Source organism: Chitinophaga sp. (assembly GCF_017745275.1).
Classification (GTDB): Bacteria; Bacteroidota; Bacteroidia; order Chitinophagales; family Chitinophagaceae; genus Chitinophaga.
On record NZ_JAGHZS010000001.1, the window covers coordinates 1298616 to 1325509 of the forward strand.

Consider the following 26894-nt stretch of genomic DNA (forward strand, 5'->3'; position numbering starts at 1 on the left):
GGGTGTATTAAACATCGTCGCATCTTGATCGCTATCAGCTTTCCACCGCCGGATTTTAAAATTGTGAGAGAAGGCAACAAAGAAATGATCTTTGACCGCCATCGGAAAAAGTATGTGGTATTAACCCCGGAAGAATGGGTGCGGCAAAACTTTCTCAACTACCTGGTACAGGTACTGCAATACCCTGCTTCACTGATAGGTATTGAAAGAGAAATTTTTTTAGGAGAGATGAAGAAGCGGTATGATATCGTGATCTACAATCGTGCGATGCAACCCTGGATGCTGGTGGAATGTAAAGAAATGAACGTACCGCTTACAGAGCAAACCATGCAGCAGGTGATTCGCTACAATATGGTGATACCGGCTACTTTCCTGGTGATCACCAATGGTACCCATACTTTTTGCGGCAATTATATCGCTACCAAAGGCAAGTGGCGGTTTTTGCATGCCTTGCCGGCATTTGTTTAAAGAGCAGAAAGCTGAAAGCATAAAGCAAAAAGCTATTATAGCGAATAACCATTGCGGATGTAAATACGCTTTGATCATTCGCTATAATAGCTTTTTGCTTTATGCTTTCAGCTTTCCGCTTATCATCAAGGGAAAATACCCAGTTGCTCGTAAGCAGCACCTACCTTGTTGATAGCTACTACATAAGCAGCAGTACGCATATCATGAATCTGCGGATTTGCCATCATCACGTCACGTACTTCATGGAGTGCAGCGTGCATGGTTTCTTCCAGTCCGGAATATACCAGGTCCACTTCATCCGCACCGTGTGCAATGAATTTTCTTTCTTTCTCAGATACTTTTTTACCGGTCAGATCTTCGATGGTTTGCAGGATATGAATATTCATATTCTCATCAAAGCGTTTTCCTAAACGGCCATAACGCACGTGGCTCAGGTTTTTCAACCACTCAAAGTAAGAAACGGTTACACCGCCGGCATTCAGGAACATGTCCGGAACAACGATCACACCTTTCTTATTCAGGATTTCATCTGCTTCCGGAGTTAACGGACCATTAGCCGCTTCCCCGATAATTTTAGCCTTAACGTTAGGCGCGTTATGTTTATCAATTACATTTTCCAGGGCCGCAGGGATCAGGATTTCGCAATCCAGTTCCAGACCGTCTGTATTTTTATTCAGGTTAGTAGCACCAGCGAAGTTGACGATAGAGCCGGTAGCTTTTTTGTGCATCAGCACTTCGTCAGGATTCAGGCCCTGTTCGTTGAAGATGGCACCATCCCACTCGATCAGGCAGATTACTTTGGCGCCTGCTTCGTGGAAGTATTTAGCAGCGTGGTAGCCCACGTTACCCATACCCTGTACAATTACTCTTTTACCTTCAATACTGGTAGTCAGGCCCAGGCGGTCCATATCTTCCTTGATATTGCACAGTTCACGTAAACCGTAGAAAACACCTAAACCGGTAGCTTCTGTACGACCACGTACACCGCCCTGTGATACGGGTTTACCGGTAACACAGCCATAACCGTCAATTTCACCCGGACGTAAGCTCATGTATGTATCCAGGATCCAGCTCATCTCTCTTTCACCTGTTCCATAGTCAGGAGCCGGAACATCTGTACCGGGACCGATAAAGTTTTTCTTTACCAGTTCAGCTGTGTAACGACGGGTAATCGCTTCCAGCTGGAAGGGAGTATAATTGCGGGGATTGATTTTCAAACCACCTTTAGCACCACCAAACGGTACATTCACAATAGCACATTTGTAGGTCATCAGGGATGCCAGTGCCATTACTTCGTCCTGGTTTACTTCATCACTGAAGCGGATACCACCCTTACAAGGGAGTTTATGATGGGAATGTTGTACACGGTAAGCTTCAATTACCTGTACAGAATCGCCTATTCTCACCGGGAATTTAATCTGGTAAACGGCGTTGCAGGCTTTGATCTGCTCCAGGATACCTTTGTCCCATTTGGTGAACGCAGCTGCTTTGTCGAAGCTTCTTTCCACGCTTTGGAAAAAGCTATAATGCTGATCTTGCGACATAAATTATTGTTTTGGTATAACGATTAGATTTTAAGCAATTATGGGTTATTCTTTTCTCTTTCTTCGAGCTTGCCGATCTTCCGGTCCAGTCTGATCATAAATAACACGATTCCTATAAAAATGATCACTAAAACGCCTACTATCACATATATCTTATCATTGCTGCGAAAGAATTCGTTAACAGGTCCTTTCTCTGTATTCTGCTGCTGGGCATTTGCCAATACTGATATTAACAGCAAGGCCAGGCTCAGGCAAAATGAAAACGCTTTGTTGATCATTTAAAAATATTTTTAAGCTGTAATTTCTTATAACGTACGACCAGTGTAAATATCCACACACTTAGTAAAGTCCAGCCAATAAACGCCGGATACAATACTGTTTTCATGGTCCCGTCTGTATCTTTAGAGGCGAAGCCTGGTGTGGAAGCGCTTCCGGGATGTAAGGAGTCCACCATGCGGGGAATGATATAGGTCAGTGGTATTAATAAGGCAAATGCAAAAACGTTGAAAACTGCGGATATGCGTGCCCGTTTGTCGAGGTCATGGATAGACATCCGCAATACCAGGTAAGCCATATAAATCAATATAGCAATAGCCGTACACATTTGTTTCGGATCATCCGTCAGTGTACCTCCCCAGGTATAAGTAGCCCAAAGTGTACCGGTAGCAAAACCCAATACGCCAAAGAAGGTACCTACTCCGGCTGCGCTGGAAGCGATCACATCTTTCTTCAGATCATATTTTGACAGGTAAAGCAGGGAGTTGACAATCGAGATAGTGAACATGGTATACATACATATCCACATCGGTACGTGAAAGAACAATCCGCGGGATGATTGTCCATTGGTTCCTATTATAGGTATTTTAACAGTGAACCCGGCGATAATTACATATATAAGAAGCAGTATCGCTAATGCTTTCCACCAATGTCTGGCCATTTTTAACAGCTATATTCGGGGGCAAACCTACAGGTTTTAAACCTAACCGCAAAGCTTTTCAGGGATTTTAAGTTTATCAAACGGCAGTAAATCCCTGTTAAATATCGTTTACAGAAGTAGCGTTTTTCTTTGATATTTCTAATATCAGTCTTTCCACAGAAACGGGAAAAGGATCATTGTCAGGGCTATTACGAGGATATCCATTCCTCCCAGCAACAGGAACATTTTGGGCAGCTCTGGCTGGAATACAGTCACAAAGGCCGACAAGGAAATATTAGCCAGCAACATCAGCACCGGCATAATCAGCGGAAACCCCATCACCGCCATCAGGGCGGCATTGTGGTTGGCCTGAGCCGCAATCGCCGCCAGCATGGTAAACAGCAGGGATAAGCTCACCCCTCCCAGCAGTACCATTCCGATGAAATAAAAAGGGTTAATGATGGGATTTCCCAGGAAAGCAATACTGCATACCAGCGCAATAAGGCTCATCAGGGTCATCAATATCACATTGTAAATCAACTTAGCCGCAATAAATACCCGGGGATTAACCAATGAATAGAAATACAACAGGCGGCCCCTGCTTTCCTGCATGAAGCTTTTAGCCACGGCGTTTACCGCTACAAACAACTGTATTACCCAAAAAAGGGCATTCCACACCTTATCCTCCGGCCGGCCCATCATCAGGTTGATAACGAACACAGTGGAAACAATATAGAGTAATACCCCATAAAAAGCATACTGCTGGCGTAATTCCAGCTTAAGATCCTTTTTTACAAGGGTAAATGTCTGGTGGATTGGGCTGTTTTGTTTCATGATCGCCGCAAAGATAGCATAAAGCAGAAAGCGAAAAGCAAAAAGCCATGGAAGCGAAAAGCAAATCCGCTTCGGTCATCCGCTTCCATAGCTTTTTGCTTTTCGCCTTCAGCTTTATGCTTCTAAAGAACTATATTAGCCCCTCCATAAAAAGTAGCGATGAATAAAATTCTGGTTGCCAATCGGGGAGAAATAGCTTTACGCATTATGCGTTCAGCAAGGGAAATGGGCATTAAAACGGTAGCGGTATACTCCGAAGCGGATCGTACCATGCCATTTGTACAATATGCGGATGAAGCGGTTTGTATAGGTCCTGCACCTTCCAATCAATCCTATTTGCTGGGTGAAAAAATCATTGCCGTGGCGAAAGAAAAAGGCGCGGATGGCATACATCCGGGTTATGGCTTCTTAAGTGAAAATGCCCGCTTTGCCCAACAGGTGACTGATGCTGGTATTACCTTTATTGGTCCGTCGGCCGCGTCAATTGAAGTGATGGGGAGCAAGCTGGCCGCCAAGCAGGCGGCCCAAAAGTTTGGCGTGCCCATGGTTCCCGGTACAGAAACACCGTTACGTAGCGTAGAAGAAGCCAGGGAAGTAGTGAAGAAAACAGGTTTCCCTATTCTCATTAAAGCCTCTGCCGGTGGTGGTGGTAAAGGGATGCGCGTGGTGAATTCCCCGGAAGAACTCGACGAGCAGATCAGGATGGCGAAAAGTGAAGCCCTGAGCGCTTTTGGCGACGATGCCGTATTTATCGAAAAATATGTGGGTTCCCCACGACATATAGAAATACAGATCCTGGGCGATCGCCATGGCCACTGTGTATATTTATTTGAAAGAGAGTGCTCCATACAGCGCCGTCACCAGAAGCTGATAGAAGAAGCACCTTCTTCCTGCCTTACACCTGCCATCCGCGCCGCCATGGGCCAATGTGCTGTAGATGTGGCCAAAGCCTGTAACTATTATGGCGCTGGTACAGTAGAATTCCTGGTAGATGAACAATTGAATTTCTACTTCCTGGAAATGAATACCCGCTTACAGGTGGAGCACCCTGTAACAGAGCTGATCACCGGGCTGGACCTGGTTAAAGAACAAATCAAAATAGCCAGAGGCGAGCAACTCTCCTTTACCCAGGAGGATCTCAAAATCAATGGGCACGCCATAGAATTACGTATTTGCGCAGAAGATCCTGCCAATAACTTCCTCCCGGATACCGGCCGGCTGGAAACGTATATCCGTCCGCAAGGCTATGGTGTACGCGTAGACGACGGTTATGAGCAGGGCATGGACATCCCTATCTACTATGATCCGATGATAGCAAAGCTCATTGCCTGGGGCAGTACCCGCGAAGAAGCCCGCCTTCGCCTGATGCGGGCCATTGCAGAATACCAGGTCAAAGGGATTAAAACAACCCTGCCCTTTGGATACTGGGCATTACAACAGCCTGCATTTATTGAAGGAAATTTTGATACCAATTTTATTGGCAAATACTTCACACCACAGGTGTTACAAACGGAATCTGCCGAATTAAATAAATTAGCGGCTATACTGGCTGCGTATGTGTGGCAGCAAAACAATATAAATTTACAACAGGCAGCTATCAGCAATACCACGTCGGCTTCCGGATGGAAAAAAAGAAATATGTTAAGATAAGCTGTAACAGTTGTTAACTTTCGTTAAAGTATTTCCGAAAAACCGGAAAACGTATAACTTTGCGCCAATTTTTAATATGCTACGTAACATCATTCTACAAATCCTGGAATTCTTCTACCAGCCCTTTTCAAAGGTATTGCCCTGGCAAACCTTCCGTTATCTGGCCTGTGGTGGGGGAAATACCGCACTGGACATCTTCCTGTATTTTGTTTGTTACAATTTTGTTTTACACCAGCAGATGGTGCATTTGGTGTTTTTCAATATGAGTGCGCACATCGCCGCCCTGTTTATGTCTATGGCGGTTACATTTCCTACGGGCTTCCTGTTGAGCAAATACGTGGTGTTTTCAGATTCTAACCTCCGCGGACGGGTACAGTTGTTCCGCTATTTCGTACTGGTGGGCATATGTATTGTACTGAACTATGTGCTGATGAAGCTGTTTGTGGATCAGTTGCATTTCTATCCTACCATAGGAAAAATATGTACCACCGCCCTGGTAGTGATCTTCAGCTATCTTACACAGAAGAAATTTACATTTAAGGTGCGGAAAGCATAGGTGCTAAAGCACCGTAAACAAAGCATAAAGCATAAAGCTGAAAGCACAAAGCATAAAGCTATTGAGGCGAATGACCTTAGCGATTATTGTTCGCTTTGACCATTCGCCTCAATAGCTTTATGCTTTCTGCTTTCAGCTTTATGCTTTATTTCTACGCCTGATGATCTTCATAATAACAATGCCTGCACCTTGGCTCGTACAAATCTTTTTCTCCCAGCAACAACGTTTCTTTGGAAGCGGACTTACGATAAGAATAGTTGGCAATATGCCCACACTTTACACAAATTGCATGGAGCTTGGTAATATAATCCGCCTTGGCGAGGAGGAAAGGCATCTGCCCGAAAGGCTTTCCGGTATAATCCATGTCCAGCCCGGCTATGATCACGCGTACACCACGTAATGCCAGCTGATCACAAACATTAGGTAATTCATCATCGAAGAATTGTGCCTCGTCAATGCCCACTACATCTACATCCTGTGCCAACAGCAATATTTGCTGGGAGTTTTCTATCGGGGTGGATACTATTTTATTTTCATCATGAGAAGTAATACTGCCTTCATCATAACGGGTATCTACCGCTGGTTTAAAAATCTCCACTTTCAGATTGGCGATACGTACCCGTTTTAGGCGGCGGATCAGTTCTTCGGTTTTTCCCGAAAACATAGAGCCGCAAATTACTTCAATCCAGCCCCTCCGTCCTCCTGCAAGAGAAGGTTCAATAAACATATTATACTAATTTGATTATTAATTAATTAAAATATTCTAATTTTATGAAAATAAAATAATTTCTATCATTCACCCGTTAACAATTAAGGCATGGAAAAAATTAATGCATTAATTGAAAAACTACAGGAATTAAAGAATTCCGGCGCAGACCTGTCTGCATTGTCCTATTATGTACAATTGCTGCAGGCGGAGGTGTTGCATGAACGCAACCGGCAACATCAGCAACGGGTGCAGGCGACCCAGGGCAACATCGCCGTTATCATGCCGCAACAATCAATGGTTACGAACACCGTACCAGTAACAACCGCGGCGCAAACTACAACATTACCATCAAATAAAACGCCGGAGCCTCCAGTAGCAGAAAAACCACTGCCCATTGCTCCGGAAATAGCCGCCAAAGCGGGAAATCCCGTTATAGCCACTCCTGCTCCGGCTAACGAAGAGGAAGATATCAATACCCGCGCTGCCAGGCTCTCTACGGCTAACACCATCAATAATATTATTTCTTCAGAAGATATTAATACGCGTGCGGCTAAAGCACAAGATACTACGCCTCAGCCAGCGGCAATAGATCCTGTTCCGCCTGCCACTCCTGAACCGGTAGCTGCAGCGGTTCCACCGGCGACTGACCTGGTACCGCCCAAACCAACACCGGTAGTTACTGCACAGCCAATTCCTACATTGGCAGCGTCACAACCAGCCGCGGAAAAACCCAGGCCTGCCACGCTCTTCGATGATATTCCCGCTACAAACGGACATACGGACACGCCTACCCGCGAACTGAGAAAAGACCTGAACGAACTGGCCGGTAATAATGGACAGTCAATAAATGATCGTTTGCGTCAGCAACAGGTAGAAGTTGCCCAGAAGCTGGGAGACATGCCTATACAGGATCTCCGCGCGGCCATTGGTATCAACGACAAATACCAGTTTATCCAGGAGCTGTTCCGCGGAGACAGAGACCTCTACGAACGGTCCATTAAAACCATCAACGAATGCGGTAACCTGCAGGAAGCTGATTACTGGATACAGCGTGAAATAAAAATCATACAAGGCTGGCAGGACGACCATCACCTGGTACAGCACTTCTATTCCCTGCTTAAGAAGCGGTTCTCCTGAATATAATGCAGGATTTTTTGTGTAGCGCCGGTATTGGCGGCTACATAGGCCCCTGCAATGGCAGCTATCCTGTTATATTCCGTAGGATCTGTCAGCAGCCGGTCCATATAGGTATGAAGTTGCTGATCATTGCTCACCACCAGAGCCCCTCCTGCTTTCACCAGTTCAACGGCTTCAAAATATTTGCTGAACTCCGGGCCCATTAATACGGGTTTACTGTATACGGCTGGTTCCAGGATATTGTGAATGCCGCCTTTTCCAAGGCCCCCGCCCACGTACGCAATGCTGGCATAGCGATATAAAGCGGTTAACATGCCGATATTATCAATTATTATGACATTGGCCGTGGCAGGCTGTTGCAGGGTGGAATACCTGGCAGCGTCGGGAAACAGCGCAAGGATAGCTTGTATATGTGATTCATGAATTTCATGGGGAGCTATAACCAGTTTCACATCAGGCACCTCGTTTTCTTTCCACCACTCACTCAGCATCTTTTCATCTTCTGGCCAGGTGCTTCCGGCTACTACTAATCTTTTCCCCTCTGCAAAGGCTGCGATGGCCGGAAGGTTGGTTTGTTCCAGCAGGAGCGCTGAAACCCGGTCGAAACGGGTATCCCCGCTAATGCTGCTGTTATGTAAGCCAATGCCCTGCAGTAGCCGGAGGGAATTATCATTTTGTACGAAGATATGGGTCAACTGTTGTAATAAACTGCGAAACATGCCACCATAGCCTTTAAAAAACACCTGGTCCTGGCGGAAAATACCAGATACCAGTAAAGTAGGGATATTTCGTGTATGCAAGGTGGTGAGGTAGTGATACCAGAATTCATATTTTATGAAGATGGTCAGCGCGGGCTGCACAATATCCAGAAATTCCCGGGCATTGCGCCGAGTATCCAGGGGCAGATAAAATACAAAATCGGCGCCTTTATAGTCTTTCCGGACTTCGTAGCCAGAGGGGGAAAAGAATGTCAATAGTATTTTATAGGCCGGCCAGTTGGCGCGAATAGCTTCCAGCACGGGTCTTCCCTGCTCAAATTCGCCCAGGGAAGCTGCATGGATCCAAACCACGGGCTGGTTACCCACACCGGCCTGGCGCATACAGGCTGCCCAATACTGACGGCCCCGGAGCCAGTGCTGTGCTTTGGTTTTACCGGCCATAGCCGCCAGGTGTACTCCTGCCTTATATAATTGAAGCCCTGCGTTATAAATTCCTTTTGCTATCATTCGCCTGCGTACTTTTACCTAATTTTCAACTAAATGCAAAGATAATCCCCAGCCATTCCCAAAATTTGTAAATTTGCACACTTTAAACAAAATAAAAATATACGATCATATGGTTCCTATTCAGATGGTGGACTTGAAACGCCAGTATACGAAGATTAAATCACAGGTAGATGCTGCCATCGGAGAAGTACTGGAAAGCACTGCTTTTATTAATGGCGGTGCTGTGCAACAATTTGCGGGAGCTTTACAATCGTACCTGGGGGCGAAGCATGTGATTCCCTGCGCCAACGGAACTGATGCGCTTCAAATTGCCATGATGGCACTTGGCCTGCAACCCGGCGATGAAGTAATCACCCCTTCTTTTACTTTTATTGCTACCGCAGAAGTGATTGCCCTCTTACATCTGAAACCTGTTTTTGTGGATGTAGACCCAAAAACATATTGCCTGGACGTAGCGGCGGTAGAAAAAGCCATTACGCCTAAAACCAAGGCCATTGTACCCGTGCATTTGTATGGCCATGTGGCAGATATGGAACCACTGATGGCGCTGGCAGCTAAACACAACCTGTTTGTGGTAGAAGATAATGCGCAGGCAATCGGTGCCGATTATACATTTGCAGATGGCACTAAAAAGAAAGCCGGTACTATTGGCCATATTGGCTGTACTTCTTTCTTCCCTTCCAAAAACCTGGGCTGCTACGGTGATGGTGGTGCGATCTTCACCAACGATGACGCTATCGCTGCACAACTCCGTATGGTAGCCAATCACGGCCAGTCTGCCCGCTACTACCATGATGTAGTAGGCTGTAACTCCCGGCTGGATTCTGTACAGGCAGCTGTATTAAATATCAAATTACCGTTACTCGATGAATACATCAGTGCCCGTCGTGCTGTAGCTGATGCCTATGACGCAGCATTTGCCGACGTACCTCAAATTACAACGCCTTACCGCGCAGCAAACAGTTATCACGTATTTCACCAATATACCCTTCAGATAGACGGAGCTGATAGAAATGAATTACAACAGTACCTGTCTACCAAAGGAGTACCAGCCATGATTTACTATCCTGTTCCGGGTCACCGTCAAAAGATGTTCGAGCATTTCGGTGGCGCGTCCTTTAATCTCCCTGTAACCGATAATCTAACCACCAAGGTGATTTCCTTGCCAATACACACTGAAATGGATGCCGATCAACTGGAACACATTATCCAGTCCGTTAAATCATTTTTAAACAACACCCCCGCATGAAGATTACAGTAGTAGGAACCGGTTATGTAGGACTCGTAACCGGCACTTGTTTCGCAGAAACAGGAAATGACGTCACATGTGTAGACATTGATGCTAACAAGGTAAAAAAGCTTTCCGCTGGTCAAATTACTATCTATGAGCCAGGGCTGGAAAAATTATTTGAAAGAAACCTGAAAGAAGAACGTCTGTCTTTCACTACCAACCTGGAAGAAGGGATTAAAGATGCAGAAGTAATTTTCCTTGCACTACCTACTCCTCCCGGAGCTGATGGTGCGGCAGACCTTTCCTTTGTACTCAATGTAGCTACCCATTTAGGTAAAATCATGACTGACTACAAAGTAATTGTAGACAAAAGTACTGTACCTGTTGGCACAGCTGAAAAAGTGATTGCTGCCATTGCACAAAATTGCAGTACGCCATTTGACGTAGTATCCAATCCGGAATTTTTACGTGAAGGGGTTGCTGTAGATGACTTTATGAAACCAGACAGAGTGGTAATCGGAACTACCTCTGAAAGAGCACGTAAAGTAATGGGAGAATTGTATGCACCATTTGTAAGACAGGGGAATCCAATATTATTCATGGATGAAAAGTCTGCAGAACTCACCAAGTACGCAGCCAACTCCTTCCTGGCGACCAAAATTTCCTTTATGAATGAAATTGCGGTGCTGTGCGAAAAACTGGGTGCAGACGTAGACATGGTGCGCAGAGGAATAGGTAGCGATGATCGTATTGGTAAACGCTTTTTATTCCCTGGCATAGGCTATGGTGGTAGCTGTTTCCCTAAAGATGTGCAGGCGCTGGTGAAATCATCTGAGGATGCACAATATGAGTTTAAAATACTGAATGCTGTAATGGATGTAAACGAGAAGCAAAAACTCTTTTTACTGCCTAAAATAAAGGCATTCTTTAACAACGACCTTACCGGAAAGCATTTTGCACTGTGGGGGCTTGCATTCAAGCCTAATACAGATGATATCCGGGAAGCTCCGGCTTTATATATCATTGATGCGTTGCTGGCGGCAGGTGCTACAGTAAGCGTTTTTGATCCGGAAGCTATGAATAATGTTAAACAGGTAATGGGAGATAAAATCACCTATGCAGAACATCAGTACACCTGCCTGGAAAATGCAGATGCCCTGATTATTGCTACCGAATGGAGCGTATTCAGAACACCGGACTTCCATAAAATTTCTGCCAGCTTAAAGCACCATGCTATCTTTGATGGTAGAAATCTTTTTGAAGTAACGCGTATGAAAGAATTGGGCTATCATTACGAAAGCGTTGGACGTATGCCTGTTACTCTTTAATAACTTACACCCAAATATGGAAAAGAAAAGAATTCTCATTGCTGGTGCGGCTGGTTTTCTGGGTTCCCACCTTTGCGACCGCTTTATAAAAGAAGGTTACCATGTAATAGCCATGGATAACCTGCTCACGGGCAATATCAAAAACATCGAGCATCTTTTTCCGCTGCCCGATTTTGAGTATTACCACCATGATGTTACCAAGTTCGTACATATTCCGGGGAAACTGGATTATATATTAAACTTTGCTTCTCCGGCCAGCCCGATTGACTATCTGAAGATGCCTATTCAAACATTGAAAGTAGGCTCCTTAGGTACGCACAACCTGCTCGGTTTGGCTAAAGAGAAGAAAGCCCGTATCCTCGTGGCTTCTACTTCCGAAGTGTATGGCGATCCTAATGTGCACCCTCAAACGGAAGAATACTGGGGTAACGTAAACCCGGTAGGCCCAAGAGGCGTATATGACGAAGCCAAAAGATTCCTGGAATCTATTACCATGGCATATCATAACTTCCATGGCGTAGATACTCGTATCATACGTATTTTTAATACTTATGGTCCGCGCATGCGACTCGATGACGGTCGTGCCTTGCCGGCATTTATGAGCCAGGCACTGAATGGACAGGATCTGACCGTATTTGGCGATGGCAGCCAAACGCGTTCTTTCTGTTATGTGGATGACCTGGTAGAAGGTATCTACCGCTTATTATTAAGCGATTACCATCTGCCTGTAAACATTGGTAATCCTCAGGAAATTACCCTGAACCAGTTTGCAGAAGAAATCATTGCCTTAACCGGATCTAAACAGAAGATTGTTTATCATCCATTACCAAAAGATGATCCTAAGCAACGCCAGCCAGACATTACTAAAGCCCGCACCCTCCTGGGATGGGAACCTAAAGTAAGCCGGCAGGAAGGTTTAAAGATCACTTATGAGTATTTTAAAGAGGCGTTATTAAAATAAACTAAATCTTATCTGGAATGAAGCGGAAACTATTGATTACCGGCGGGGCCGGATTCATTGGTTCACATGTAGTACGGTTGTTCGTAAATAAATACCCGGACTACCAGATCGTAAACCTGGATGCACTTACGTACGCCGGGAATCTGGAGAACCTGACTGACATAAAAGATAAACCTAACTACACTTTCGAGAAGGGGGATATCACAGATGAATCTTTTATCGATTCACTCTTTACGAAATATCAGTTTGATGGTGTTATTCACCTCGCAGCAGAAAGTCATGTGGATCGTTCTATCATGGACCCGCTGGCATTTATTAAGACAAATGTATTAGGCACAGCTGTATTGTTGAATAATGCCCGGAAACATTGGAAAGACAACATGGAAGGAAAGCTTTTCTACCATGTATCTACTGATGAAGTATATGGTTCTCTGGGAGAAGAAGGATTTTTCCTGGAAACAACTGCATATGATCCCCGTTCGCCATATTCCGCTTCAAAAGCCAGTTCAGATCACTTTGTGATGGCTTATCATCACACGTATCACTTACCAGCAGTGATTTCCAACTGCTCTAATAATTATGGCTCTCATCATTTTCCGGAGAAACTAATTCCACTGGCGATACATAATATTAAAAATAATAAGCCAGTGCCGGTTTATGGCAAAGGAGAAAATGTACGCGACTGGCTATACGTAAATGATCATGCCAGAGCTATCGATACTATCTTCCATCATGGCAAAATCGGGGAAACCTACAATGTAGGCGGCTTCAACGAATGGAAAAACATTGACCTTATCCAACTGTTGTGTAAGATCATGGACCAAAAGCTGGGACGTCCTGAAGGTACTTCTGCACAATTGATTACCTACGTGAAAGACCGTGCAGGACATGATCTCCGCTATGCAATAGATGCCACCAAACTCAATAAGGAATTGGGCTGGGAGCCCTCTCTCCAATTCGAAGAAGGGCTGGAAAAAACAGTAGATTGGTACCTGGAAAATGAAAGCTGGTTGAACAACGTCACCAGCGGAGAATACCAGAAATATTATAACGAACAATATCAAAAAAGATAGCTTTTAGTCATTAGCTTTTAGCTATCAACCTATTATTGGTTGGTGGCTAAAAGCTAAAAGCTACCAGCATATATCACTCTCTATGGGCTTTCAACAAACCGGAATACCAGGACTTTTAATTTACGAACCTAAAGTACACGGCGATCATCGTGGCTATTTTTTCGAGAGCTATAACGCCAATACTTTCAACGCAGAAGGTATTACTTATCAATTTGTGCAGGATAACCAGGCACGCTCTACCTACGGTGTATTAAGAGGATTACACTATCAGCTGGAACCATATGCACAAACCAAGCTAATACGTGTACTGGAAGGCGCTATTATTGACGCAGTAGTAGATATCCGCAAAGGATCTCCTACTTACGGTAAATCTTTTGCCATCGAATTAACTGCTGCCAACAAGCTGCAATTACTGGTTCCAAAAGGATTTGCACATGGTTATGCTGTTATCAGCGAAACCGCAGAAGTAATGTATAAATGTGATAACTTCTACCAAAAAGGTAGCGAAGGAGGTATTATTTACAATGATCCGGCATTGAATATCGACTGGGGCATTGATCTTAAAGATGCTATCGTTTCAGAAAAAGATCTGATACTTCCCCCACTGGCGGACATACAACATAATTTCATTTTTTAACAGCCGATCATTTGCCATGAAAAACATTCTTGTTACCGGCGGAAAAGGTCAATTGGGACAATCCCTGCAAAAAATTGCAGGTGCATACCCACAATTTAACCTGCTATTTACTGATTACCAGGACCTGGACATTACCAATGCAGATGCACTTGCAGCCTTTTTCTCTGCTCAACAAATTGATGCCTGTATTAACTGTGCAGCTTATACCGCGGTAGATAAGGCAGAAGAAGATGAAGACAATGCTTTTCTGCTAAACTTCCAGGCCGTACTAAACCTGGCGGAAATCTGCGCACAACATAATGCCCAACTGGTACATATTTCTACCGACTATGTATTCAGCGGAAAACAGTACCTGCCGTATTCAGAAGCGGACGACACTGATCCACAAAGCATTTATGGTGCCTCCAAAGTACGTGGAGAAGCAGCAGCAATGGGCTACAATGAAAATACCATCGTTATCCGTACCTCCTGGCTCTACTCCGAATATGGCGTCAATTTCGCCAAACGTATGAAAGAGCTGATGCAGGAAAGACCGGAATTAAACGTAGTATTTGATCAGATAGGCACTCCTACTTACGCCGGCGATCTGGCTACCACCATCCTGGATATCCTCCAATATAAAGTACTTCACCAGGATACGGCCATTGGCGGTGTATATCATTATAGTAACGAAGGAGTGGCCAGCTGGTACGATTTTTCCGTGGCCATTAAAGAAATGATCAACGCCAATACCACCATTTTACCGGTTACATCAGACAAATACAAAACTGCTGCAAAACGCCCGGCATACAGCGTATTAAACAAGGAAAAAATTAAAAGCACATTCGGTATTACTGTTCCATATTGGAGAGACAGTTTAGCGAAATGCCTGAAAAATATATAATACAATAGCAGAAAGGCTGATTAAAGAGATGGCTACCTGCGCGGCGCTTTCTTTTTAATCAGCCTTTTTCGAGCTTGCAAATTATTTCTTCAGCCCTGTAATCAACGTACCACCCGTCTTTTTCCCCTCCCTGAAAGAGGCTGTCTTAACCGGACCAAAACCCGGTGCAAACCATTCCGTTGCACTGAATTTCATTGGCACTATCTTGTTCATCATCGTCATCTGGAAATTCAGATCGTAGTTAATCACATAGCAGTTCCAGCTACCGGCCGCGGTGGTAACGGTTTCCCGGCCTGTCACCTTCCGGTTACTGATCGTATACTTCAGTACCATATCCATGCCTTTCACCTTATTAGTCATTTCGTAAGAACCTCCGGGTAGCTCCTGCCCTACGGCCATATGAGAAGGATAATCAAGAAATGCCACATTACTTTTTCCTTCTATTTTAGTATCGCTCATATTGGGTGCGGCCGGTACACTCATTTTCATATCTATCGCCGCCGTGTTGCCACTACATTTAAAATGCCCGGCGCCAGTGTTAACCGGCTTGTTGTTTTTATCATAATACGTGTTGGAGAAATCAGAGCTAACAGCATCTCCATCTTTATGTACATTATTCACTTTGTAGATAGTTTTGCCCGTGGCGGCACCACTGGCATCGTACACCGTCATTTCTATTTCGGCATTATTAAGCAGGTAATAAAAACCTTTGCAATCCTGGGCCAGCGCCGGCGTAATACCACCGCAAACCATGACCATCAGTAATAAGCTTTTCATAAAACAAGGAGTTTTGGGGAAGATGAGGAATAGTTACCGGATGGATTAACGCCGGATGGATGAATCAGCCGCCGGGCTGTTGTTATAAAGTTACGCAGATATCCCCAGATCTGACGGGATGGCCTTTAAATGGGTGAATCCTGTGAATTTTATGTAGGTTTGCAAAAATTGTTATTAAAATCATGAATCTGATAGAAGAACTGCGCTGGCGGGGTATGCTACAGGATATGATGCCTGGCACGGAAGAGCAACTGCAAAAGGAAATGACCACTGCTTATATTGGTTTTGACCCTACTGCGGAGTCGTTGCACATCGGAAGCCTGGTGCCTATTCTGCTGCTGGTGCACCTGCAAAAGGCAGGACATAAGCCCCTCGCGCTGGTGGGCGGCGCTACCGGCATGGTAGGCGACCCCTCCTTTAAAGCGGAAGAAAGAAAAATGCTGGACCTGGATACCCTGCAAAAAAATGTCAATGGTATCAAAGCTCAGTTGGAACGCTTCCTCGACTTTGATCCTGCCAAACCCAATGCGGCAGAAATGGTGAATAACTTCGACTGGTTCCAACACATTTCCTTCCTCGATTTTATTCGCGATACCGGTAAACACATCACTGTCAACTATATGATGGCCAAAGATTCTGTGAAAAAAAGAATCGAAGGCGAAAACGGGATGTCTTTCACTGAATTCACCTATCAACTGATACAGGGTTACGATTTCTATCATTTATATACAGCCAAAAACTGCAAACTGCAGATGGGTGGCTCCGATCAGTGGGGTAACATTGTTACCGGTACTGAGCTGGTACGCCGGAAAGCCCGCGGTGAAGCTTTCGCTTTCACCTGCCCGCTGATCAAAAAAGCAGATGGTACCAAATTCGGAAAAACCGAATCCGGTACGGTATGGCTGGATCCTAAACGTACGTCCCCTTACGCGTTCTACCAGTTCTGGTTCAGAACATCTGATGAGGACGCCGAAAGCTACATTAAGATCTTCACCTTTATGGAGCAACAGGAAATAGAAGACCTGATTACAGAACATAGAAAAGACGCAGGGCAACGACTGTTGCAAAAACGTCTGGCCAAAGAAGTGACTACTTTCATTCATGGTGAAGAAAGCTACAACTTCGCTGTAGAAGCATCTTCGGTGTTATTCAATAAAGATACTGCTGCTATATTATCGTCCCTCTCTGAAGAGGACCTCATGGATTTGCTCAACAACATTCCAAAGTATGAGATTTCCAGGGCGGATATTGAAGCAGGTAAAGACATTGTGAGCCTGGCCGCAGAAAGTGGTTTACTCCCCAGCAAAAGCGAAGCACGTAAAATGGTGCAGGGTGGCGGCGTAAGCGTTAACAAAGTAAAAGTTCCCGGCATCGACATGGTGGTAAATACCGAATCTTTGCTGAGAGATAAATATATCCTGTTGCAAAAAGGAAAAACATATATCGTTGTTCAAACGGTATAAACCATACGCATAAAAAGAAAGGCCCCCGCATCCGCGGAGGCCTTTTCTTTTTTATACTTACACCCCATTATTTTAATCCATACTTCTTTTCATATTTCTCATACAACTGCTTCTGCTTATTATCCAGGTTAATTTCCCTCCCCTGGATAAATGCTTTGTTGATAACACTGGACTTCATATCCATGATATCACCCGCACTAATAGCAATATTAGCATCTTTGCCTGCTTCCAGGGAGCCGGTGGTTTTGTCGATGCCTAATATTTTAGCAGCATTCAACGTCACCGCAGTAAGTGCTTCTTCTTTGCTAAGACCGTAAGTGGCCGTAGTTCCTGCTTCATAGCCCAGGTTACGCTGCTGCCAGAAACCGTCGTTGCTCAGGCAAAACAGTACGCCGGCTTTCTGCAGTTGGGCAGCAGTTTTGTAAGGTTGATCCACATCATCATCCTGCATAACAGGCAGGCTATGCGGTTGCGTTAATATCACCGGCACATTATTTTGCTTCAGGATATCAGCAATGAGCCAGGCATCACTACCTCCTACAATGGCGATATCCAGGTTAAATTCTTTTGCAAAATCAATGGCGATCAGCATTTCCTTTACCAGGTCGCAGTGAATAAACAGCTTTTGCTCCCGGGTAAACAGTTTGCGCATGGCCTCAAATTTCAGGTTCGTGGCCGCATGTTTTGACTCCTGCTGATAGGCATGTGCCTCGCGGAAGAACGTTCTCACCTGTTCTACCTGGTCCATGGCTACCTTCAACCGGTCTGTGGAAGAAGCGCCACCACGGCCGCTACTGGCCACGGGCAACAGGCTGGGCATATAAAAATGCAGCGCATTATCGGTTTTATACGCCGCATCTTCCCAGTTCCAGGCGTCCAGTTGTACTACGGATGAGGTACCGCTGATCAATCCACCTTCCGGCGTTACCTGTGCCAACAATATACCATTGGAACGCAGTGTGTTGATCACTTTTGAATCGGCATTATAAGCAATGATGGAGCGTACTGACGGATTCACTTCACCTACTTCCCGTGCATCAATCGTGGCGCGGACGCTTTCAAATTCCACCAGCCCCAGTTTGGATTCCGGTGCAATAATACCAGGATATACATGCTGCCCTTTCAGATCCAGGATAGTAGCGTCGCTACCGGCTGCAGGAACACTGTTTCCCACAGCTGTAATTTTCCCTTTGCTGAAGGCAATAGTGCCATTGTTAATCACTTCCCCATTGCCTACATGAATGGTGGCATTGGTAAGAAATACCGGCTTGTCCTGTGGCAGTGCCGGTGATATAGTTTCCTGTGCATAGGCGGTATGTACTCCTATGGCCAGGCCTAATAAAATCAAATGTCGTTTCATCGCTGTTTGCATTTTGCGTGTAGCTTTTAATAATTAATAGCCAATGGCTTGCTGGTGTCCTCCCTGTAAGTCTTCACAGTGGTACATTTCATCCGCCACAAAGGCAGCTTTTTGGGTAGGAGTACCTTTCTTCTTTTCCGACAACAGCAGTTGGGTAAGACGATTACGTTCTGCGGCGATGCGTTTGCGTAACAGCAGATCATTGTCGCGGTCAAATTCCACGATACCATCTACAATGGTCTTTTCCGCTTTGGCGTAAATGCTTAGCGGATTATCGCTCCACAGTACTACGTCGGCATCTTTTCCTACTTTGATACTGCCCATGCGGTTATCCACGTGCAGCAGTTTAGCGGGATTAATGGTCACCATTTTCAGGGCTTCTTCCTCGCTCACGCCGCCGTAGCGGATGGTTTTAGCGGCTTCCTGGTTCAGGCGGCGGGCCATCTCGGCATCATCAGAGTTGATGGCGGTGACTACACCTACCTTGTGCATAATGGCGGCGTTGTAGGGAATGGCATCCTGTACTTCCATTTTATAGGCCCACCAGTCGGCGAAGGTACCTGCGCCGGCGCCATGGGCTTTCATTTTATCGGCTACCTTATATCCTTCAAGGATGTGGGTGAAGGTATTCACGCGGAAGTGAAAACTATCTGCCACATGCATGAGCATATTGATTTCACTCTGTACATACGAGTGACAGGTAATGAAGCGTTGCTGGTGTAAAATCTCTACCAGTGCGTCCAGTTCAAGATCGCGGCGCTTGCCGGGTCCTTGCTTTTCATAGTCACGGGCACGGGTAAACGCATCTGTATAAATCTGCTCTACGCCCATCCTGGTTTGTGGGAAACGTACCGTATTACGCTCGCCCCAGTTGGATTGCTTCACGTTTTCGCCGAGGGCAAATTTGATGAAAGGATCCCAGTTAGCAACTTTCAGGTCTTCTGCATTCTGGCCCCTGCGCAGTTTGATCAATTGCGACTGGCCACCAATAGCATTGGCGCTGCCATGTAATAAATGGGAAGCAGTGACACCACCGCTAAGTTGACGATAGATATTTACGTCATCAGGATTCAATACGTCGGCAATCCGTACTTCGGCGGTAACAGATTGCGATGATTCATTGACGCCCTTGCTGATAGCGATATGCGAGTGTTCGTCGATAATGCCGGCAGACAAGTGTTTGCCGGTACCATCAATTACGCGGGCATTGCCGGCGGAGAGGTTTTTTCCGATCTGTGCAATTTTACCATTGCGTAATAACACATCCGTATTTTCAAGTTTGCCTTCTTTTTCGTTGGTCCAAACGGTTGCATTTTTGATGAGCAGGTCTTCCTGTTTAGGCAGTTTCTCCCAGCCATAGCCATTAAATGGATATAAGAGTGCTCCCATCACTGGCGCAGGTTCTTTCTTAATAGGTTCTGCTTTTTCTGTGGTATTACTCACAAACACAGCCGACCATTTAACGAGGTTACCGCTGGTATCAGCGCCCGTACCGGCCCAGCTGTTGCCGCTGATGATACCGCTGAGTCGAATGCTGCTTTTGCTGTTTTTGGCCAGTGGTAAAGATATTGACACCAGTTTACCGTTTACGTCGATACGTCCGGGCAGGGTATCTTTTTGCAGCACAGACAACAGCGGAGCGCTGGCAGTACCTCTTACCTCTACGCTATAACTGTTTCCTGGCGTGAGTGTAACGGTATAAATACCGCGGATATCATTCCAACCATCGCTTTTGATAATGTAGCGGTTGCCTTGTATCCAGTTTTGATACAGGACAGTTTTATCGCTGAAGATAGGACCGGAGGCAATGAGGAAGTTAGCGAGTTTACCGGCTTCCAGGCTACCAACTTTGTCGTATGCTTTCAATATGGTAGCCGGTGTTTTGGTTAATGCTTCGAGGGCTTTTTGTTCGCTGAGGCCATAGGCAATTGCTCTGCGGACATTAGCCATAAACTGTTTCACATCTTTCAAATCAGCAGCTGTTAAACAGAAAGGGATATTTGCTTTTTCGAAAGCGCCGGCTTCAGCGGGAGCCATTTCCCAGTGTTTCATGTCTGCCAGTGATACAAAGCGGGCATCGGCAGGATCTTCCATGTCGATAGCACCGGGGAAGTTCAGCGGCAAAATAAACGTGGCTTTGGTGGCGGCCATTTCAGGGATACGCTGGTATTCGTTGCCACCGGCTTTGATAATATATTGTACACCAAATTCATCTCCTATTTTATCGGCGCGGAGTACGTCCCATTTATCTGCCGCTTCAAATACCTGTGGCAGTTGCTGATTGGCGTTCCAGGCCTGCAGGCTGAGGTTTACGCCTTCTTTTGCCGGTTGTGATTTATACCACTGGGCATCCAGGTAAGTTTGCCGTAGCAGGGCAATACAGCCCATCAGGGAATTAGGATAATTTTGGGTGGAAGTACCTTTATCGAAAGAATAAACGGCAGCCGCTTTTTCGCGGAGGATCGCTTTATTCTCTTTCACGGTAGCCAACGTTACCAGGGCCGCCGTACCACGGGCGATGCCATCCGGTTGCTGGGTGAGCACCGTTCCAAAACCGGCTTCCCGTAATGGCGCTGCTTTATTATCATCTCCCGTAAACAAATCCACTGCATTTACCTCACTCCGGATAGCCTGGTTCCAGCCATATGCCCCTTTGGTGTTAGACAGAAACTGGGGCGGAGCATTCCAGGAAGAACCGCCTCTTTTGGCTTCGGACAGCCCGTAGCTGCTAAAAATATCCACAAAGGAAGGATAGATATATTTCCCTTTACAATCCAGTACTACCGCATCTTTGGGAATAACGGCCCCGGGATCCGCGGCAATAATTTTTCCATCACGGATAACGAGGGTGGCATTTTGCAGGGTGGTTTGCGCATCTTTTACAATGGTAGCATGTGTGAATGCGAAACATCCTTCGCGGGGATCTGCAATGCCGTTTACAGGAAAAGTTTCCTGCGCGCTGGCGTAAGTGCCGCACCCCAGCAGGGCCAGCAAAACCACCTGGCTGCGATACCGGTTCAGGGCATGGGTAAGACATCGGGATAGCAAGGCCATCGCGGGTTTCTCAAAAGCTCTTTTCATGTAAATCTTTAATTTTTCGGTACAGATTTAGTTGATCCGCTAAATGTAATAAATCATTAAGGCGGACGTTAACAAAACACGATATTTTTTATGAGTGGTAGCCGGTTCTAAAATTTTGGATTCACACGAAAAAGGGATAATTTGACAATGGATTAGATCCTAAGTTTGTTTTAAATCGATAATACTTGCTGATTATGCAATTTTTTTCCATCTATACACAGTTACTGCGCATCTGTTTACTGGCAGTGATAACTACCACCGCTTTTGCGCAAACAAAGGACACTACTGATATAAAAGGCCGCTGGAGTGTGGAAGGAAGGGCCGATAAAATCACTGATAAAATTTCCCATAAAATTGGCCTGAACAAAGAGCAGGCGAAAAAAACGTATGTGATCAATGAAGACATTGTGCGCCGCAGAGATGCGGTAAAAAGTAATCCTTCCCTCACGCAAAAAGAGCGGATGACGCAGTTTAAAGCATTGGATTCCGAACGTAGCCAGCGCTTTAAAACCGTGTTCACAGCTACTCAGTATAAGAAGTGGAACGACTGGGAGATGAATAAAAAAGAGCATCTTGAACAGAAAATGGAAAAGAAGCGGCTGAAAAAACAAACGAGAAATGCCACCCAGCAACAATAAATAACTTATTTTTAAATGGAAAAGCAGTGAGTCTTCTCACTGCTTTTTTATTTTTCAGGCATATGACGACTACCGATATCCGGAACATATTTTTACACGCTGTGGCAGCCGTACATCCGCAGGAGCTGATGCGGAAAAATGTGCAGGTGCTGCCGGCTGCCCGTATAATAAATATTTCGGGAGATGAATACAGGGTCCCTGAACATGCCCGTGTTTGGGTCCTGGGAGCGGGCAAAGCTGCTGCCGCGATGGCACAGGAACTGGAACAACTGCTCCTTCCCCACTTTCCGCTACAGGGCTTGGTGATCACCAAATACGGACATGCGTTGCCGTTACAGCACCTAACCTTGCTGGAGGCCGGGCATCCCGTGCCTGATGAAAATAGTGTATCCGCTTCCGTTAAACTGCAGGCCATTGCGGCGCAGGTGCAACCGGAAGACCTGGTGATTTTTCTCCTGTCTGGCGGTGCTTCCGCGCTGCTGGCGGATGTTCCGGCTGGCAGTACCCTGCCGGAAGTACAACAGTTGTTTACCGTCCTGCTTAATAGTGGTGCAGACATCCGCGAAATGAATGTGGTCCGTAAACATTTGTCGGCCATCAAAGGCGGGCAACTGGCCAAAAACATATATCCGGCTACGTTATGCACCCTTATCCTGAGCGACGTAGTGGGTGATGACCTCAGTGTGATAGGCTCCGGCCCTACTGTGCCCGACCCGTCTACCTTTGCAGATACTTTACAGCTACTGCAACAGTATCATTTACCGGGCAAGATAGCGCCGGCATTATGGCAACATATTGAAAACGGGGTAGCCGGAAAAGTACCTGAAACCCCCAAACCCGGAGATCATCACTTCAAACATACCCATAACTACCTGGTGGGCACGAACCATATTGCGCTGGAAGCCGCTGCCTCAAAGGCTGGAGAACTGGGGTATTACCCGGTGCTGTTATCTGATACTATTACGGGAGATGTGCATGCCGTGGCGGAGCAACTGGTACAAACTGCACTCAATTACCACGGACCACTTCCTGCCTGTTTATTAGCAGGTGGAGAAACAACTGTAACAATTACTGGAAACGGCCTTGGTGGCCGCAATCAGCAGTTAGCACTGGCTGCCGGTATTGCGTTGGCGGAGCATCCGCATATCACTTTTTTAAGCGGAGGTACTGATGGCAGCGATGGTCCCACAGATGCAGCCGGCGCTATCGTAGATGCCTCTACGATGAAAAATGCCCGAAACAGGCAACTGGATGCAAATAGTTTTTTACGCAACAACGATGCGTTGCATTTCTTCTCAAAAGCAGGCGGGCTACTGGTTACAGGTCCTACCCAAACGAATGTCATGGACCTCATGATCCTCCTTATCACCGCAGATACTCCTGAAATTTAAAATCAAAGTTTGTATCTATGTAGATAGATTATATTTTTGGGGTTTGGAATTAGAAATTCTGTATTTACTAAACGTATTTGCATTATGCTGAGAATGGAACAGACATGGCGATGGTACGGGCCCAATGATCCGGTTAGCTTGTCTGATATAAAACAGGCTGGCGCTACCGGCATCGTAACAGCATTGCACCATGTACCTAATGGCGCGGTATGGACGAGAGAAGAGATATTAAAGCGAAAGGCCATCATCGAAGCGGCAGGTCTTACCTGGTCAGTGGTAGAAAGTGCGCCGGTGCATGAAGATATTAAAACACAACGAGGGAATTTCAGAGAATATATCAACAACTACCAGCAAACCCTGCGTAACCTGGCAGCCTGCGATATTCGTACGGTGACGTACAACTTTATGCCGGTACTGGACTGGACCCGCACCGATCTTTCCTATACCGTGGAAGACGGCTCCAAAGCACTGCGCTTTGAAAAAGCCGCTTTCATTGCATTTGATTTGTTCATGCTGCAAAGACCAGATGCAGCTAAAGATTACAGCGACGAAGACATTGCCCGCGCGAAAGAACATTTCGACAGCATGAGTAATGAGGCACGCGCCCTGTTACAGAAAAATATTATTGCCGGCCTTCCCGGATCTGAAGAAAGCTTTACACTGCAACAGTTCCAGGAAGCCCTCGACAAATACAAAGGCATTGATGCCACCCAACTAAAACTACACCTGTTCTATTTCTTACAGCAAATAGCGCCGGTAGCAGATGAAGCGGGTGTAAAACTGGCCATTCATCCGGATGATCCTCCCTTCCCGATTTTTGGACTGCCACGTATTGTGAGCACCGAACAGGATGCCCGGGAACTGCTCATTGCCGCTCCTTATGCAGCCAACGGCCTTTGCTTCTGCACCGGCTCCTATGGCGTACGGGCCGACAACGACTTACCCGGTATGATAGAGCGCCTCGGCGATCATATCCACTTTATCCACCTGCGCAGCACACAGCGGGATGCGTTGGGCAACTTCCACGAAGCCAACCACCTGGAAGGTGACGTAGATATGTTTGCCGTAGTAAAAAACATCCTCATCACCATGAAACGCCGCAACGTATCTATTCCAATGCGCCCGGATCATGGACACCAGATGCTGGATGACCTCCATAAAAAAACCAATCCTGGCTACAGCGCCATTGGCCGTTTACGCGGCCTGGCAGAGCTTCGTGGCCTGGAAATGGGCATCGCGGGGGCTTTAGGCTCTGATTGACTGACGTCTACCAGTATCAGGTCTGCACAAAGAGTAAAGGTGGGGATAAGCAATACCATCGTCGGACTGAGATGCTACACCAGGTCAGAAAGCGTATTTGAACACATACCGTAATGGCTGATTACGCGTACAAATCACACTGACCCATTAAAATATTAAGGACCCACCTTGCTGGTGGGTCTTTCTTTTTATAACACGTTTTATAATCACGAAAAATCAATGCTTTTTTGTAGCATTGCATCAGGATAACATTTTATCAACTGTACACTTTACCAAACCTACAATACGATGAACGCAACTATTGATGCGAGATATGAGGCATGCCTGGCCAAAAGACCAGATAGCCTTGCCCGACTGATCAACCTCTTCAAAAAAGATATCGACACGCGCATTACCAACAGAATTCAGCAACGGGGCTACCAGAGTTTTAAACTGGGCGATATGTCGCTGCTCGTGCATATCGATCCACAAGGCACCATCAACAATGACCTCGCCAGAAAAGCACGTATCAGCAAACAAGCCATGAGTAAAGTGGTAAAAAACCTGGTGGCAGGAAACTATATCGGTACCCGTAAACATGATACAGACAACCGCGCCAGCATCATTTTCCTCACAGAAAAAGGAAAAGAATTTATGATCGACGTGTATGACGGGGTTGACGAAATACAGGCTTTATACGAAGAAATTATTGGCGTAGATGGCGTGGCGGAATTGAAAACCATCCTGAAAAAATTAAATGCAGGCTTAAAAATAGACTAATCCTTTACCGCTATTTCATACTAACATAGTAACGGTTAGCGCTGTCTTTTACGATCGGCACACGCAGCATTTTACGCAACATCTCCAGGATTTCATCTGCCGACCGGTGTTCGAAATCTGCCGTGAGCCGACGTTTATACAGGTTATCCGCAGACGGTGGCACCAGTATTTCCAGGCTGTAATAACTATTTACCGCCTCCAGCACCTCTTCTAAAGGAATATTGTGAAACTTCAGCAGCCCGGTCTTCCACGCCAGTTGCGACAGACTTTTCACCGTTTTCTTTTGCAATGCGTGATGCAACTCCCGCTTTGCCTGCATGTTGGCCGTTAACTGCACTTTCTTGCCCTTATCCGGTACCAGCGTTACCTTTCCCTTTACTACCAGTACCTGGAACGACGTGGCTGTTTTATGCACACCAAATACCGCGTTGGCGGTATATAAAACAGTGTGCTCATCCAATAGCATCCGGATACGTTCCGGCTGGTGAATTTCGAAATAGGCGTCACCGTTAAGTACCTGCAGCTCCGGCGTTATATCGAATTTTGCGGCATAGGCCATAGTAGTTTCTCTCTTGGTAATAGCCCGGCTGCTCTTCGCCAACTGAAGGGTGTCAATCCCATTTGTGTGATTGACATATTGCAACATCCGGGATGTCGGTTGCCACCAATAAAAAATAATGCCACCTGCACACAGTACCCCGGCAATAATAAGTGCTACCCATTTAAGCGGCCACCTACGACGCGGCGGCTCCTTTACAACAGGTACCATCCGCTCTACGTTAGCTACCGGCACAGGTGCCCCATCCTTTAACCACGCGGTTAACCGGCCTTCCACATAGGCTGCCTGTTCAGGTCCGGCCGCTGCCAACGCAGCCACCTGCTCCTGTAAAAACGGATCTTGCGGAGATTGTATATATCGTGATATCAGGTCACTGACATCGGACGGCGGTTGATACATGTTAAATGGATACTATCGCTATAGCTGGTACATCCGGCAAGATACTTAACTTCC

Annotated in this window: 25 protein-coding genes; 15 read left to right on the forward strand and 10 right to left on the reverse strand. The window is 46.0% G+C overall.

The genetic code is table 11. The features are described from left to right. Positions 1–24: 24 nt before the first annotated feature. The gene (locus J7623_RS05240) at positions 25–468 is read left to right on the forward strand and encodes a type I restriction enzyme HsdR N-terminal domain-containing protein (protein ID WP_291918007.1); all 444 of its coding nucleotides are present in this window, start codon (positions 25–27) and stop codon (positions 466–468) included. Between the two features lie 125 nt (positions 469–593). Here J7623_RS05240 and J7623_RS05245 read toward each other — a convergent pair whose 3' ends face one another. The 4 genes from J7623_RS05245 to J7623_RS05260 form a co-directional block, all read right to left on the reverse strand. Beyond that, entirely contained in the window at positions 594–2012 is a 1419-nt protein-coding gene (locus J7623_RS05245) for a Glu/Leu/Phe/Val dehydrogenase (RefSeq protein ID WP_291918010.1), read from the reverse strand. Positions 2013–2050: 38 nt separating this feature from the next. Continuing rightward, entirely contained in the window at positions 2051–2290 is a 240-nt protein-coding gene (locus J7623_RS05250; RefSeq protein ID WP_291918013.1) for a CcmD family protein, read from the reverse strand. Beyond that, the gene (gene ccsA / locus J7623_RS05255; protein ID WP_291918015.1) at positions 2287–2949 is read right to left on the reverse strand and encodes a cytochrome c biogenesis protein CcsA; all 663 of its coding nucleotides are present in this window, start codon (positions 2947–2949) and stop codon (positions 2287–2289) included. The genes J7623_RS05250 and ccsA overlap by 4 nt, the downstream gene beginning before the upstream one ends. A 144-nt stretch (positions 2950–3093) precedes the next feature. After that, positions 3094–3762 carry a heme exporter protein CcmB gene (locus tag J7623_RS05260; RefSeq protein ID WP_291918019.1) on the reverse strand — a complete coding sequence of 223 codons (669 nt, stop codon included), beginning with the start codon at positions 3760–3762 and terminating at the stop codon, positions 3094–3096. A 159-nt stretch (positions 3763–3921) separates the two neighbouring features. Here J7623_RS05260 and accC point away from each other — a divergent pair, with 159 nt between their 5' ends. Beyond that, complete coding sequence (gene accC / locus J7623_RS05265; RefSeq protein ID WP_291918021.1) at positions 3922–5412, forward strand: acetyl-CoA carboxylase biotin carboxylase subunit; 1491 nt, start codon at positions 3922–3924, stop codon at positions 5410–5412. A 76-nt stretch (positions 5413–5488) separates the two neighbouring features. Beyond that, complete coding sequence (locus tag J7623_RS05270; RefSeq protein ID WP_291918024.1) at positions 5489–5968, forward strand: GtrA family protein; 480 nt, start codon at positions 5489–5491, stop codon at positions 5966–5968. A gap of 151 nt (positions 5969–6119) precedes the next feature. On the opposite strand, the gene J7623_RS05275 is transcribed toward J7623_RS05270, so the two are convergent. Beyond that, on the reverse strand, positions 6120–6695 hold the full coding sequence (locus J7623_RS05275; RefSeq protein ID WP_291918027.1) for a thymidine kinase: 576 nt from the start codon (positions 6693–6695) through the stop codon (positions 6120–6122). A 90-nt stretch (positions 6696–6785) separates the two neighbouring features. Between J7623_RS05275 and J7623_RS05280 the strand changes: the two genes are divergently transcribed. After that, positions 6786–7814 carry a hypothetical protein gene (locus tag J7623_RS05280; protein WP_291918030.1) on the forward strand — a complete coding sequence of 343 codons (1029 nt, stop codon included), beginning with the start codon at positions 6786–6788 and terminating at the stop codon, positions 7812–7814. Here J7623_RS05280 and J7623_RS05285 read toward each other — a convergent pair. Beyond that, positions 7784–9040 (reverse strand): glycosyltransferase N-terminal domain-containing protein, encoded by a 1257-nt coding sequence (locus J7623_RS05285; protein ID WP_291918033.1) that lies wholly within the window; start codon positions 9038–9040, stop codon positions 7784–7786. The two genes, J7623_RS05280 and J7623_RS05285, sit on opposite strands and share 31 nt — an antisense overlap. Positions 9041–9149: 109 nt before the next feature. On the opposite strand from J7623_RS05285, the gene J7623_RS05290 reads away from it, so the two are divergent. The 6 genes from J7623_RS05290 to rfbD all read left to right on the forward strand — a co-directional run bounded on the left by J7623_RS05290 (position 9150) and on the right by rfbD (position 15153). Beyond that, a complete protein-coding gene (locus J7623_RS05290; protein ID WP_291918035.1) occupies positions 9150–10289 on the forward strand; it encodes a DegT/DnrJ/EryC1/StrS family aminotransferase in 1140 nt (379 codons plus the stop codon). After that, complete coding sequence (locus J7623_RS05295; RefSeq protein WP_291918036.1) at positions 10286–11599, forward strand: UDP-glucose/GDP-mannose dehydrogenase family protein; 1314 nt, start codon at positions 10286–10288, stop codon at positions 11597–11599. The genes J7623_RS05290 and J7623_RS05295 overlap by 4 nt, the downstream gene beginning before the upstream one ends. A gap of 16 nt (positions 11600–11615) precedes the next feature. Next, positions 11616–12560, forward strand: a complete 945-nt coding sequence (locus J7623_RS05300) for a UDP-glucuronic acid decarboxylase family protein (protein ID WP_291918039.1) — start codon at positions 11616–11618, stop codon at positions 12558–12560. A 17-nt stretch (positions 12561–12577) separates the two neighbouring features. Continuing rightward, positions 12578–13633: a dTDP-glucose 4,6-dehydratase gene (gene rfbB, locus J7623_RS05305; protein ID WP_291918043.1), complete on the forward strand. Its 1056-nt coding sequence runs from the start codon at positions 12578–12580 to the stop codon at positions 13631–13633. Positions 13634–13715: 82 nt separating this feature from the next. Next, complete coding sequence (gene rfbC / locus J7623_RS05310) at positions 13716–14270, forward strand: dTDP-4-dehydrorhamnose 3,5-epimerase (protein WP_291918046.1); 555 nt, start codon at positions 13716–13718, stop codon at positions 14268–14270. A 16-nt stretch (positions 14271–14286) separates the two neighbouring features. Further along, positions 14287–15153, forward strand: coding sequence for a dTDP-4-dehydrorhamnose reductase (rfbD, locus tag J7623_RS05315; protein WP_291918049.1), 867 nt, complete (start codon positions 14287–14289; stop codon positions 15151–15153). Positions 15154–15234: 81 nt separating this feature from the next. Here rfbD and J7623_RS05320 read toward each other — a convergent pair whose 3' ends face one another. Then, entirely contained in the window at positions 15235–15930 is a 696-nt protein-coding gene (locus J7623_RS05320; protein WP_291918053.1) for a hypothetical protein, read from the reverse strand. 182 nt (positions 15931–16112) lie between these two features. Here J7623_RS05320 and tyrS point away from each other — a divergent pair, with 182 nt between their 5' ends. Beyond that, the gene (tyrS, locus tag J7623_RS05325; RefSeq protein ID WP_291918057.1) at positions 16113–17393 is read left to right on the forward strand and encodes a tyrosine--tRNA ligase; all 1281 of its coding nucleotides are present in this window, start codon (positions 16113–16115) and stop codon (positions 17391–17393) included. 67 nt (positions 17394–17460) lie between these two features. On the opposite strand, the gene J7623_RS05330 is transcribed toward tyrS, so the two are convergent. Then, entirely contained in the window at positions 17461–18753 is a 1293-nt protein-coding gene (locus J7623_RS05330; protein WP_291918060.1) for an amidohydrolase family protein, read from the reverse strand. 33 nt (positions 18754–18786) lie between these two features. After that, complete coding sequence (locus J7623_RS05335; protein WP_291918063.1) at positions 18787–21834, reverse strand: amidohydrolase family protein; 3048 nt, start codon at positions 21832–21834, stop codon at positions 18787–18789. 194 nt (positions 21835–22028) lie between these two features. Between J7623_RS05335 and J7623_RS05340 the strand changes: the two genes are divergently transcribed. From J7623_RS05340 to J7623_RS05355, 4 genes are all read left to right on the forward strand, one after another. Continuing rightward, a complete protein-coding gene (locus J7623_RS05340; RefSeq protein ID WP_291918066.1) occupies positions 22029–22472 on the forward strand; it encodes a hypothetical protein in 444 nt (147 codons plus the stop codon). Positions 22473–22534: 62 nt separating this feature from the next. Continuing rightward, positions 22535–23863: a glycerate kinase gene (locus J7623_RS05345; protein WP_291918069.1), complete on the forward strand. Its 1329-nt coding sequence runs from the start codon at positions 22535–22537 to the stop codon at positions 23861–23863. Between the two features lie 84 nt (positions 23864–23947). Then, the gene (gene uxuA / locus J7623_RS05350; RefSeq protein WP_291918073.1) at positions 23948–25123 is read left to right on the forward strand and encodes a mannonate dehydratase; all 1176 of its coding nucleotides are present in this window, start codon (positions 23948–23950) and stop codon (positions 25121–25123) included. Between the two features lie 288 nt (positions 25124–25411). Next, positions 25412–25882, forward strand: a complete 471-nt coding sequence (locus J7623_RS05355; RefSeq protein WP_291918076.1) for a MarR family winged helix-turn-helix transcriptional regulator — start codon at positions 25412–25414, stop codon at positions 25880–25882. A gap of 10 nt (positions 25883–25892) precedes the next feature. On the opposite strand, the gene J7623_RS05360 is transcribed toward J7623_RS05355, so the two are convergent. Then, a complete protein-coding gene (locus J7623_RS05360) occupies positions 25893–26840 on the reverse strand; it encodes a FecR domain-containing protein (protein WP_291918079.1) in 948 nt (315 codons plus the stop codon). Positions 26841–26894 lie beyond the last annotated feature (54 nt).

Bases quoted from the DNA above. Each gene is read 5' to 3' on its own strand.
- J7623_RS05245 (WP_291918010.1), bottom strand. From the start codon at position 2,012: ATGTCGCAAGATCAGCATTATAGCTTTTTCCAAAGCGTGGAAAGAAGC.
- J7623_RS05250 (WP_291918013.1), bottom strand. From the start codon at position 2,290: ATGATCAACAAAGCGTTTTCATTTTGCCTGAGCCTGGCCTTGCTGTTA.
- ccsA (WP_291918015.1), bottom strand. From the start codon at position 2,949: ATGGCCAGACATTGGTGGAAAGCATTAGCGATACTGCTTCTTATATAT.
- J7623_RS05260 (WP_291918019.1), bottom strand. From the start codon at position 3,762: ATGAAACAAAACAGCCCAATCCACCAGACATTTACCCTTGTAAAAAAG.
- accC (WP_291918021.1), top strand. From the start codon at position 3,922: ATGAATAAAATTCTGGTTGCCAATCGGGGAGAAATAGCTTTACGCATT.
- J7623_RS05270 (WP_291918024.1), top strand. From the start codon at position 5,489: ATGCTACGTAACATCATTCTACAAATCCTGGAATTCTTCTACCAGCCC.
- J7623_RS05275 (WP_291918027.1), bottom strand. From the start codon at position 6,695: ATGTTTATTGAACCTTCTCTTGCAGGAGGACGGAGGGGCTGGATTGAA.
- J7623_RS05280 (WP_291918030.1), top strand. From the start codon at position 6,786: ATGGAAAAAATTAATGCATTAATTGAAAAACTACAGGAATTAAAGAAT.
- J7623_RS05285 (WP_291918033.1), bottom strand. From the start codon at position 9,040: ATGATAGCAAAAGGAATTTATAACGCAGGGCTTCAATTATATAAGGCA.
- J7623_RS05290 (WP_291918035.1), top strand. From the start codon at position 9,150: ATGGTTCCTATTCAGATGGTGGACTTGAAACGCCAGTATACGAAGATT.
- J7623_RS05295 (WP_291918036.1), top strand. From the start codon at position 10,286: ATGAAGATTACAGTAGTAGGAACCGGTTATGTAGGACTCGTAACCGGC.
- J7623_RS05300 (WP_291918039.1), top strand. From the start codon at position 11,616: ATGGAAAAGAAAAGAATTCTCATTGCTGGTGCGGCTGGTTTTCTGGGT.
- rfbB (WP_291918043.1), top strand. From the start codon at position 12,578: ATGAAGCGGAAACTATTGATTACCGGCGGGGCCGGATTCATTGGTTCA.
- rfbC (WP_291918046.1), top strand. From the start codon at position 13,716: ATGGGCTTTCAACAAACCGGAATACCAGGACTTTTAATTTACGAACCT.
- rfbD (WP_291918049.1), top strand. From the start codon at position 14,287: ATGAAAAACATTCTTGTTACCGGCGGAAAAGGTCAATTGGGACAATCC.
- J7623_RS05320 (WP_291918053.1), bottom strand. From the start codon at position 15,930: ATGAAAAGCTTATTACTGATGGTCATGGTTTGCGGTGGTATTACGCCG.
- tyrS (WP_291918057.1), top strand. From the start codon at position 16,113: ATGAATCTGATAGAAGAACTGCGCTGGCGGGGTATGCTACAGGATATG.
- J7623_RS05330 (WP_291918060.1), bottom strand. From the start codon at position 18,753: ATGAAACGACATTTGATTTTATTAGGCCTGGCCATAGGAGTACATACC.
- J7623_RS05335 (WP_291918063.1), bottom strand. From the start codon at position 21,834: ATGAAAAGAGCTTTTGAGAAACCCGCGATGGCCTTGCTATCCCGATGT.
- J7623_RS05340 (WP_291918066.1), top strand. From the start codon at position 22,029: ATGCAATTTTTTTCCATCTATACACAGTTACTGCGCATCTGTTTACTG.
- J7623_RS05345 (WP_291918069.1), top strand. From the start codon at position 22,535: ATGACGACTACCGATATCCGGAACATATTTTTACACGCTGTGGCAGCC.
- uxuA (WP_291918073.1), top strand. From the start codon at position 23,948: ATGCTGAGAATGGAACAGACATGGCGATGGTACGGGCCCAATGATCCG.
- J7623_RS05355 (WP_291918076.1), top strand. From the start codon at position 25,412: ATGAACGCAACTATTGATGCGAGATATGAGGCATGCCTGGCCAAAAGA.
- J7623_RS05360 (WP_291918079.1), bottom strand. From the start codon at position 26,840: ATGTATCAACCGCCGTCCGATGTCAGTGACCTGATATCACGATATATA.